Source organism: Adonisia turfae CCMR0081, from assembly GCF_011009555.1.
In the GTDB taxonomy this organism is placed as follows: Bacteria; Cyanobacteriota; Cyanobacteriia; order Phormidesmidales; family Phormidesmidaceae; genus Leptothoe; species Leptothoe turfae.
In genome coordinates, this window is the sequence record NZ_QXHD01000004.1 from 1,601,994 (window position 1) to 1,609,578 (window position 7,585).

Genomic DNA, 7,585 nt, shown 5'->3' on the forward strand with positions numbered 1-7,585 from the left:
GTTAGCAGCATCCATGATTTTTGGGGTGCTGCGCCCAGCCTGGTCAATGGTGGCAAGGCGATCAGGTCGGTTGGCGTCACAAAATTGATTGAAGAAAACCGGATCGGCAGGGGTGAAGGTAGAGTTAATGGCCTGGTTGGGGTCGCCGACGCGGACGAGGTTGGGGGAGCCCCCCCTGTCCCCCAAATTTGGGGGATCTGGATAACCAATTGCTTCTGGGTCAACATCAGGATTGGCCGCCAATTTCGCCAATAACCTTGTCTGTAAAGGTGATGAATCTTGAGCTTCATCCTCAAATACAGCAAAGAATTGGCTTTGCCAACGACGGCTGATGTCTGGATCTTCTAATGCCTTCAGTGCAGCCAAAATCATATCGTCGTAGTCGATTAGACCTCGCTGACTGAGAAGGGTTTGGTATTGTCCGTAGAGTCCGGCAGCGATATCTAAGAGTTGATAAATGTTAGGCGGAGCTTGCTGACCAATACGATTCAGGTCGGCAGGCTGAAGGCCTGAACTTTTAGCTTCATGGATAGCGGTGTAGGCCAGGGCTGGCAGTATCTCGGTGCGGAGTACTGATTGCCGTCGCAATCGTTCAGTTTCTTCCCCGTCAAAGCTTTGGCCTTCCACAAGCCGATGATAAAGGGCTGGTGCTTCATGAATCCAAGATTCTACAGCCGTGCGGATGAGACGGTTACTTTGGTTCGGTGAGACGAGGGTGGTGGTTTCGAGGTTGATGCCGGAGACTTCCGGGTTGTGGGTGGCGATGTTGAGGGCCAGCCCGTGCAATGTTTGGACAATAAAGCTGTTGTAGGGAAGTTTGAGGGCCTTGAGGTGATGGCGGACTTTGGCTTTGAGGTTGGCGGCAGCAGAGCGGGTGAAGGTGACGAGGACAAGTTGTTTGCGGGCGTGGAGTTGAAAATGGGAGATTGCGATCGCAGCACCAGCAGCCATACCCGTAGATTTACCAGAGCCTGGCACGGCTGAAACAGCAAGCGGTCCACCGCGCCAGTCAGCCAAGCGACGTTGGCCAGGGCGCAGACTATCGCGTAGTTTCTGTAGTTGTGCGTTGCGATCAAGGGCAGTCATCAGAGTGGTATGGAACTCTCAGCCATAGGTTACTGCACGCAGCCTGATCTAAGCTGAAATCTTGAGGTTTCCTATACCAAAAAACTACAGTTCTGGATGTGAACTAGATTATGTCGAAAATCCTGTAAAAAACGGTCTGCCTCCTACAATGATTTCTAGATGCTTTCAGGTACTGCCTATGATGAATCTTTCTGAACGTATGATTGCGATCCTGGGTAGTGTGATGTTTGGGATTGGTTTGCTGTTTACGGCGATTAGCCTGATTCCAAATCGTGAGGTGTCTGCTGTAGCAGCCCTGTTGATGGGTGGTGGTGTGGGTCTAATTACGATGGCATCCAAGGAGTAGGTATATGAATGGCAAGCAGTTAAAACATCGAGAGCCAACGATGCAGAAGCCGTCCATCCAGTCTAAATCTTCTGTCGGTAGACGATATGCCATTGGTAAAGGCATCGGTCTTTGTCTGATAGCGTTTGTGCTGATTTTTGCGGCGAGCGATAACTCTGGTCGGTTGATTGGCTCTGAAGACCCGTTAATAGATTCTCATCCAGGGCAGTTTGCGGCGTACTTCTTTGCCGGTTTTGCTGGTATTTGCGGATTAGACCTGATTCGGAGAAGTTAGACGTTATCTTTCAGTTCTTGCCTTGGGTGATATCCATCCGGTGGTTGAGGTGGTGAGCACCAACTGGGAAACAGATTATGCCCGTAAGGTAGAAGAATATTCTCTGTTTATGTTGCAATATTTTGGGCGAGTCGGGTCTAGGCTCAGCTCAAGGAGTTGTATGGGGGAGCCACGATAAGCGAGCCGTTGACGTAGTCCTGGGCATTGACCGAGAGGGAGAGAAACAATTACTCGGTTTATGGATCGGTGAGGTTGAAACGGAGGGAGCCAAATTCTGGTTGAAAGTGCTCACAGACCTTAAAAATCGAGGATTGAAGGATATTCTGATTGCCTGCTGTGATGGGCTCAAAGGCTTTCTCAACGCCATCGAAGCCGTCTATACCAATACCCCAGTGCAATAATGCATTGTCCACTTGATGCGTAACTGTATGATGTGTTTTTCCATGATTGACCCCTGCGATCTCGCTGATGAGTCCGATAATGGACAGCACAGCCTTGCCAATCAGCTCCAGCCTATCGGCATCCCCGCCAAGCAATAGACAGGTAGCTGCCAATACAACAATAGCCAAACCCAATAGCCAAAGGTTTTGCTGCTTCAATCGTGAATCCTGACGCAGATTTTTGGTTTTCTGAGCTCAGAGCTCAGTTTTTATAGTCTTGACCACCTGAAAGGTCACGGCTGTTTTGTAAACTGAAAGGCCTTTAATGATTATTCATGTATAGGAGCTTTAACCTTTCCTCGAAAAACAACATAATGGGGATCAAAAATCCAATGAAGATGATCATAAAGACGAGAGAACTAGGAGATGCTGCTGCCTGATAAATAGTAATACTAGGCGGAATAATGTAGGGAAAAACAATCAACCCTAACCCTATAAACGTTAGGAGAAAGATCAAGATTGCCCAAAGAAAAGGCAACTTCTCTCGTTGTTGACTCAAACCTTGCAGCAACAAAACCACCAACAATACACCCAAAATTAGAATCATAGAAAAGACAACAACTTCGGGGTAATGAAACAGTCGTTCACGGGCGTTTTGGTAAACAATTGGTGTGGCAATGGTAATTGCGATCGCACCCAACAAAGTCGTTCAAGCCGCAATCTTAGCCGTCGTATAGTGCGTTTGTTGCAGTTCTCCTTCAGTCTTCCAAATCAAATAGGTAGACCCAATCAACACATACTCTTAAATCAAGGTAAGCGCCACCAAAGCTGAACGCCAATCCAGCCAATCAAAAGTACCACCCACAAAATGACCCGCTGTATCCACAGAGATCCTTTTTTCTGTTGATGCAGTCAACGAGAGAATACCCATATCTAAATCAAAGCCATCGAGCATGACATAAAGTAGAAGAAAAAGCGCGAAAATAACAAATCAAACTTGCGGGAGAAAATGCAGAAGGGCATCCATTGAGAGTTTACAAAAGAGTATTTACAAAAACCCTTTCAAATACTGTCAAATAGCCCGAGTATCTCTTAGGCTTGACCTTTAGCTCAAACAAGAGATGTATCAGCCCCCTCCAACTCTTAGCTTTCAAAGCTCTCTTAGTCATTCAAAGAAAGTCTTGAACACAGAGCACCAAACAGTGATACAAAGGGATAGCTAAAGAGAGTTAGAACTCAAGAAGAGTTGGAGAGATAGACATACATCAGACAATAAGGCTTACTTTGGACCAAAATCGAGCATGGTGGTAATACTCCTTATTCTTCGTCCGTAGCCAAAGGCCCTCCAGAACTACAAAATAAATGGCCATGCCTGTTGTCAGCACTGGCCACAGCATATAAAAAATCGCCGTCAGAGCAAATTGAGTGCGGGATAACGCCACCGTATTTGAAAAAAATCCATACAGACCTGTTCAATGCGCGTACACTCAAGCGAACGAACCGACTAGAATCTGCGCTTATACTTCTTTATATGTCTTAACAATTCATCAATAATCCACCTAGCCTGATTTTAGCTCTAGGCAGAGACATTCAAAGCACGATCGCGCCACATCACCATGACACTTCCTACCACCCACTTTTGGACCTGGCAAAACTTTTCAATCCGTTATCAAACGGCTGGAACCCAAGGACCACCGCTACTCCTAATCCATGGCTTTGGAGCCCACAGTGATCATTGGCGCAAAAACCTACCTGACTTAGGACACAGCCATCGCGTCTATGCCATTGACCTGATCGGCTATGGCCAGTCTGCTAAACCCACACCCGGTGCCCCCATCAACTACACTTTCGAAACCTGGGGGCAGCAAGTGATCGATTTTTGTCGGGAGATCATTGGTGAGCCTGGTTTTTTCGTAGGTAACTCCATTGGCTGTATCGTGGCTATGCAAGCCGCTACCATGGCTCCGTCCCAGGTTCTCGGTCTTGTTGTTCTTGATTGCTCCTTGCGATTACTGCACGATCGTAAACGTGCCACCCTTCCCTGGTATCGCAGTGCACCCACACCCCTCATCCAGGCCATTCTCAACTACAAACCCATTGGCAAGTTTTTCTTCTCTCGCTTAGCCAAGCCCAAAACACTCAAAAATATTCTGAGGCAGGCCTATGGTCGCAAAGAGGCCGTTACCAATGAACTCATTGAGCTACTGCTGACGCCCGCTCGCGATCCTGCAGCTGTGGATGTATTCGTAGCCTTTATCAGCTATTCCCAGGGGCCACTGCCTGAAGATTTGTTACCTCAGCTGTCCTGTCCTGTGCTGATGCTATGGGGTGAGGCTGATCCGTGGGAACCCATTCAACTAGGTCGGGAACTCAGCAAATATGAAGTCGTCGAACAATTCATGCCACTCGAAGGAGTGGGCCATTGTCCCCAAGATGAAGCACCCGAACTGGTGAATTCATTAATCACCGAATGGGTACAAAGGAAGGCGGCAACCAGCTTAATCAAATCCTGATATAGCTGAGTCGCCCTCCTTGCAACTTTGTAGGCGTGTACAGAGCCTCTCCGCTTTCACGGCTCAATAGATAAAAAAGTACCCTGGAAACACCAAGGTGTATCACAGGGTAGGGGCAACAGTTAAACGCTTGTGCTGTTATTAGAGTCGCTTAGACAATTCCCTAAACGCTGTATTTTTGTGTCGATTTCTAGAGTGTCCATAATGCCATCACAGCGATATTTCTAGCTGTGCTAGTCACGGAACTCTTATGGTGTATTTACCCGTTCATAACGCTTGCAAACTGGTCTTAGCTTGCAAGCATCGCGCAGTACCCCCATTAACCATCAGCGACTCCCCCTTAATCCCATAACGCATTCACCCTGCTCTCATTCTTAAATGTGATGCTGGCTCACCCATTACCTTTAAATAAAAAAGTACCCCGAGAGCGTAGAGCTCACGAGGTAGGGGCAACAGTTAAACGCTTGTGCTGTTATTAGAGTCGCCTAAAAAAAAGCCTACGCGGTTTGGCCTATGCCGATTCCTATAGTGTCCATAATTTATTTACAGCATGGGTTTCAGTCGTGTGAGCTATGATACTCTTATGGTGCATCTACCACCTATATTTGGCTCTTTGTTAAAGACTACGAACAATAACTATATAGTTATTGTTTAGTTGGGTCGAATTACGACCATCCCTTTGCTAGTTGTTCTTAAATAAAAAAATACCCCGAGAGCATGAAGCTCACGAGGTAGGGGCAACAGTTAAACGCTTGTGCTGTTATTAGCATCGCTCAAGAAAACTACTGAACGATTATTTTTGTGACGCTTTATAGAGCGTCCATTTCTACCGCTATTGGCGATACTGCTTCTATAGCTTATTGGCTTGTGTACTTTGTTAAGGGTGTGTCACCTATGGGATGCATTTTTTGAGCATTGCATCTTTTAAATAAAAAAGTACCCCGAGAGCATGAAGCTCACGAGGTAGGGGCAACAGTTAAACGCTTGTGCTGTTATTAGCATCGCTTAAAGCAAAGCCTACGCGATTTGGCGTATGCCGATTCCTATAGTGTCCATAGTCCAATGATGGTTGGATCCATATTGCCATGCGCCATAATCAGCTCTGTCGTCAATCGACTCAGTGCTAGTCCCATGAGGGATAACAATAGAATTGTGACAAAGGCTAAATTGTTCCCAATATCGCGAATCAGTAGCTCTACCCGTAGTAAAAGTGCTGCTGCTAACATTACGAGGAAATAGACAAAAATCTGAATCCAGGACACAACAACTACAGCTAGGGAGGCGATGACCAAAGCCATGATCGTATAGCCAATATCAGATTTAAACCCAAGCAAAAAAAAGTTGCGTAAGGGTTTCCAAATGATGGTTAGTAATGCTGATTCCAGTACTGCATAAATGACTGCTAGCCACCAGATAAAGTCGGAGCTGTGACGAGAATGCAAAAAGGCACCAAAGCCCATATAGGCCAGTAATAAAAGCAGTGACGACAACCAAGGCAATTTTTTTATCAGTGTCATCACAGGTTAGTAGAAATAGCCTGGACTGGGCATGTGGGAATACATTGCTCGCACACAATACATTGAGCGCGGTTAAAAACGAGTTTGAAACTCTCGGGATCTAATCGGAGAGCACCTGTGGGACAAACGCCTGTACATAGACCGCAGTGGACACAAAGGTCTTCGTCAATGAGAATTTCGCGACTAGATAGGGACACGCCAATGCCCTGGTTACGCATCCATTCAATCGCTTCATCTAGTTGATCAATGTCACCAGATAGCTCGATTACTCCCTTACCCACTCGATTCGGTGCCACCTGTGCACGAATAATATTGGCTGCGACATTAAAATCCTTCGCCAGCCGATAGGTAATAGGCATATTCACTGTCTGTTTTGGAAAGGTCAGGGTAACACGCTTTTTCATTCCGCTAGACTAAAGAAGACGCTGTAATGACGCCACGGGCGCTTTTTTATTCTATGTCGGTTAACTCCCCTGAAGCTGGTGGTCTAGGGCAACGGTTGCGAAATTTTGTGGTGGTAAGTGTAGCTGTGGTGCTCAGTGTAGCCGTGGTCCTGGGTCTGCAAACCCGTACCCCCTCGGCGTCTCTTTCAGATATGGCAGAAGCATCTGTACCGCTAAATGAGGCGATCACCAATGGAAAACCCACTCTAGTGGAGTTTTATGCTAATTGGTGCACTAGCTGCCAGGCCATGGCTGGCGATTTACAGCAACTCAAAAGTGAGTTTCAGCAGGATGTGAATTTCGTCATGCTGAATGTGGATAACAATAAGTGGCTACCAGAAATGTTGCACTACCGGGTAGATGGCATCCCCCACTTTGCATTTCTGACTGAGACCGGGAACGATGCCGGGGCAGCCATTGGTGAAATTCCAAGGGCAGTCCTGGCAGAGAACCTGACAGCGTTAGTCGCTGGAAACGAGCTGCCGTATGCCCAGGCTGAGGGACAAACCTCGGATGTGGAAACTGCTTTAGAGCCGTCAGGTTCAGCCGATGATCCCCGGAGTCATGGAGCACAGGTAGTGCAGTAGTAGCAGACAACTCTACTCCACTACTATTTCTCGCAGGGCGGGCTCCACTTTGGGATAGGCGAAGGAAAATCCGGTGGATTGAGTGCGCTCTGGTAAAACTTTCTGACCTTCCAGCACAACCACTGCACCATCGCCTAACAAAGTCTCAATGACAAAGTCAGGGACGGGTAACCAGGAGGGCCGGTTCATCACTTTACCTAAGGCATCACATAGCTCAGACATGAGCACAGGATGAGGGGCTGTACCGTTGTAAACACCGGACATTTTTTCATCGGTTAAACCTTGCATAAATAGGCTAACCAGATCGTCACGATGCACCCAGGAAAACCATTGTTTGCCACTACCAATGGGACCGCCCGCATAAAGTCTAAAGGGGGTGATCATCTTTGCGATCGCACCGCCCATGCCCAATACAATCCCAATACGGATTATGACAAGT

Annotated in this window: 8 protein-coding genes and 4 pseudogenes; 6 read left to right on the plus strand and 6 right to left on the minus strand. The window is 47.2% G+C overall.

The genetic code is table 11. The features are described 5' to 3' along the window. Nucleotides 1-1,086, minus strand: a 1,086-nt coding sequence (locus DXZ20_RS11055) for a UvrD-helicase domain-containing protein (RefSeq protein ID WP_163703466.1), incomplete at its 3' end; no start/stop codon positions are given. Nucleotides 1,087-1,264: 178 nt separating this feature from the next. Between DXZ20_RS11055 and DXZ20_RS11060 the strand changes: the two genes are divergently transcribed. From DXZ20_RS11060 to DXZ20_RS11075, 4 genes and pseudogenes are all read left to right on the plus strand, one after another. Then, nucleotides 1,265-1,432, plus strand: coding sequence for a hypothetical protein (locus DXZ20_RS11060; RefSeq protein WP_163671239.1), 168 nt, complete (start codon nt 1,265-1,267; stop codon nt 1,430-1,432). Between the two features lie 4 nt (nt 1,433-1,436). Continuing rightward, nucleotides 1,437-1,706: a hypothetical protein gene (locus DXZ20_RS11065; protein ID WP_006516662.1), complete on the plus strand. Its 270-nt coding sequence runs from the start codon at nt 1,437-1,439 to the stop codon at nt 1,704-1,706. Between the two features lie 40 nt (nt 1,707-1,746). Next, nucleotides 1,747-1,816 (plus strand): annotated as a pseudogene (locus DXZ20_RS11070) (Uma2 family endonuclease); the annotation flags it as partial. Between the two features lie 69 nt (nt 1,817-1,885). After that, nucleotides 1,886-2,104 (plus strand): annotated as a pseudogene (locus tag DXZ20_RS11075) (transposase); the annotation flags it as partial. Between the two features lie 304 nt (nt 2,105-2,408). Here DXZ20_RS11075 and DXZ20_RS11080 read toward each other — a convergent pair. Together DXZ20_RS11080 and DXZ20_RS11085 are read right to left on the minus strand one after the other, a co-directional pair. Further along, nucleotides 2,409-3,071: pseudogene (locus tag DXZ20_RS11080) on the minus strand (cytochrome d ubiquinol oxidase subunit II). A 286-nt stretch (nt 3,072-3,357) separates the two neighbouring features. Beyond that, nucleotides 3,358-3,552 (minus strand): annotated as a pseudogene (locus tag DXZ20_RS11085) (cytochrome ubiquinol oxidase subunit I); the annotation flags it as partial. 150 nt (nt 3,553-3,702) lie between these two features. Here DXZ20_RS11085 and DXZ20_RS11090 point away from each other — a divergent pair. Then, complete coding sequence (locus DXZ20_RS11090; RefSeq protein ID WP_163698181.1) at nt 3,703-4,599, plus strand: alpha/beta fold hydrolase; 897 nt, start codon at nt 3,703-3,705, stop codon at nt 4,597-4,599. 1,043 nt (nt 4,600-5,642) lie between these two features. Here the strand turns inward: DXZ20_RS11090 and DXZ20_RS11095 are convergent. Both DXZ20_RS11095 and DXZ20_RS11100 read right to left on the minus strand, forming a co-directional pair. After that, nucleotides 5,643-6,119: a hypothetical protein gene (locus DXZ20_RS11095; RefSeq protein WP_163698183.1), complete on the minus strand. Its 477-nt coding sequence runs from the start codon at nt 6,117-6,119 to the stop codon at nt 5,643-5,645. After that, the gene (locus tag DXZ20_RS11100; protein WP_006516691.1) at nt 6,116-6,520 is read right to left on the minus strand and encodes an NIL domain-containing protein; all 405 of its coding nucleotides are present in this window, start codon (nt 6,518-6,520) and stop codon (nt 6,116-6,118) included. Before DXZ20_RS11100 ends, DXZ20_RS11095 begins: the two co-directional genes overlap by 4 nt. Before the next feature lie 53 nt (nt 6,521-6,573). Here DXZ20_RS11100 and DXZ20_RS11105 point away from each other — a divergent pair, with 53 nt between their 5' ends. Beyond that, nucleotides 6,574-7,146 carry a thioredoxin family protein gene (locus DXZ20_RS11105; protein ID WP_163698185.1) on the plus strand — a complete coding sequence of 191 codons (573 nt, stop codon included), beginning with the start codon at nt 6,574-6,576 and terminating at the stop codon, nt 7,144-7,146. A gap of 12 nt (nt 7,147-7,158) precedes the next feature. On the opposite strand, the gene DXZ20_RS11110 is transcribed toward DXZ20_RS11105, so the two are convergent. After that, nucleotides 7,159-7,585 (minus strand): DUF1731 domain-containing protein (locus DXZ20_RS11110; RefSeq protein ID WP_163703467.1); only part of this gene is annotated, 427 nt, incomplete at its 5' end.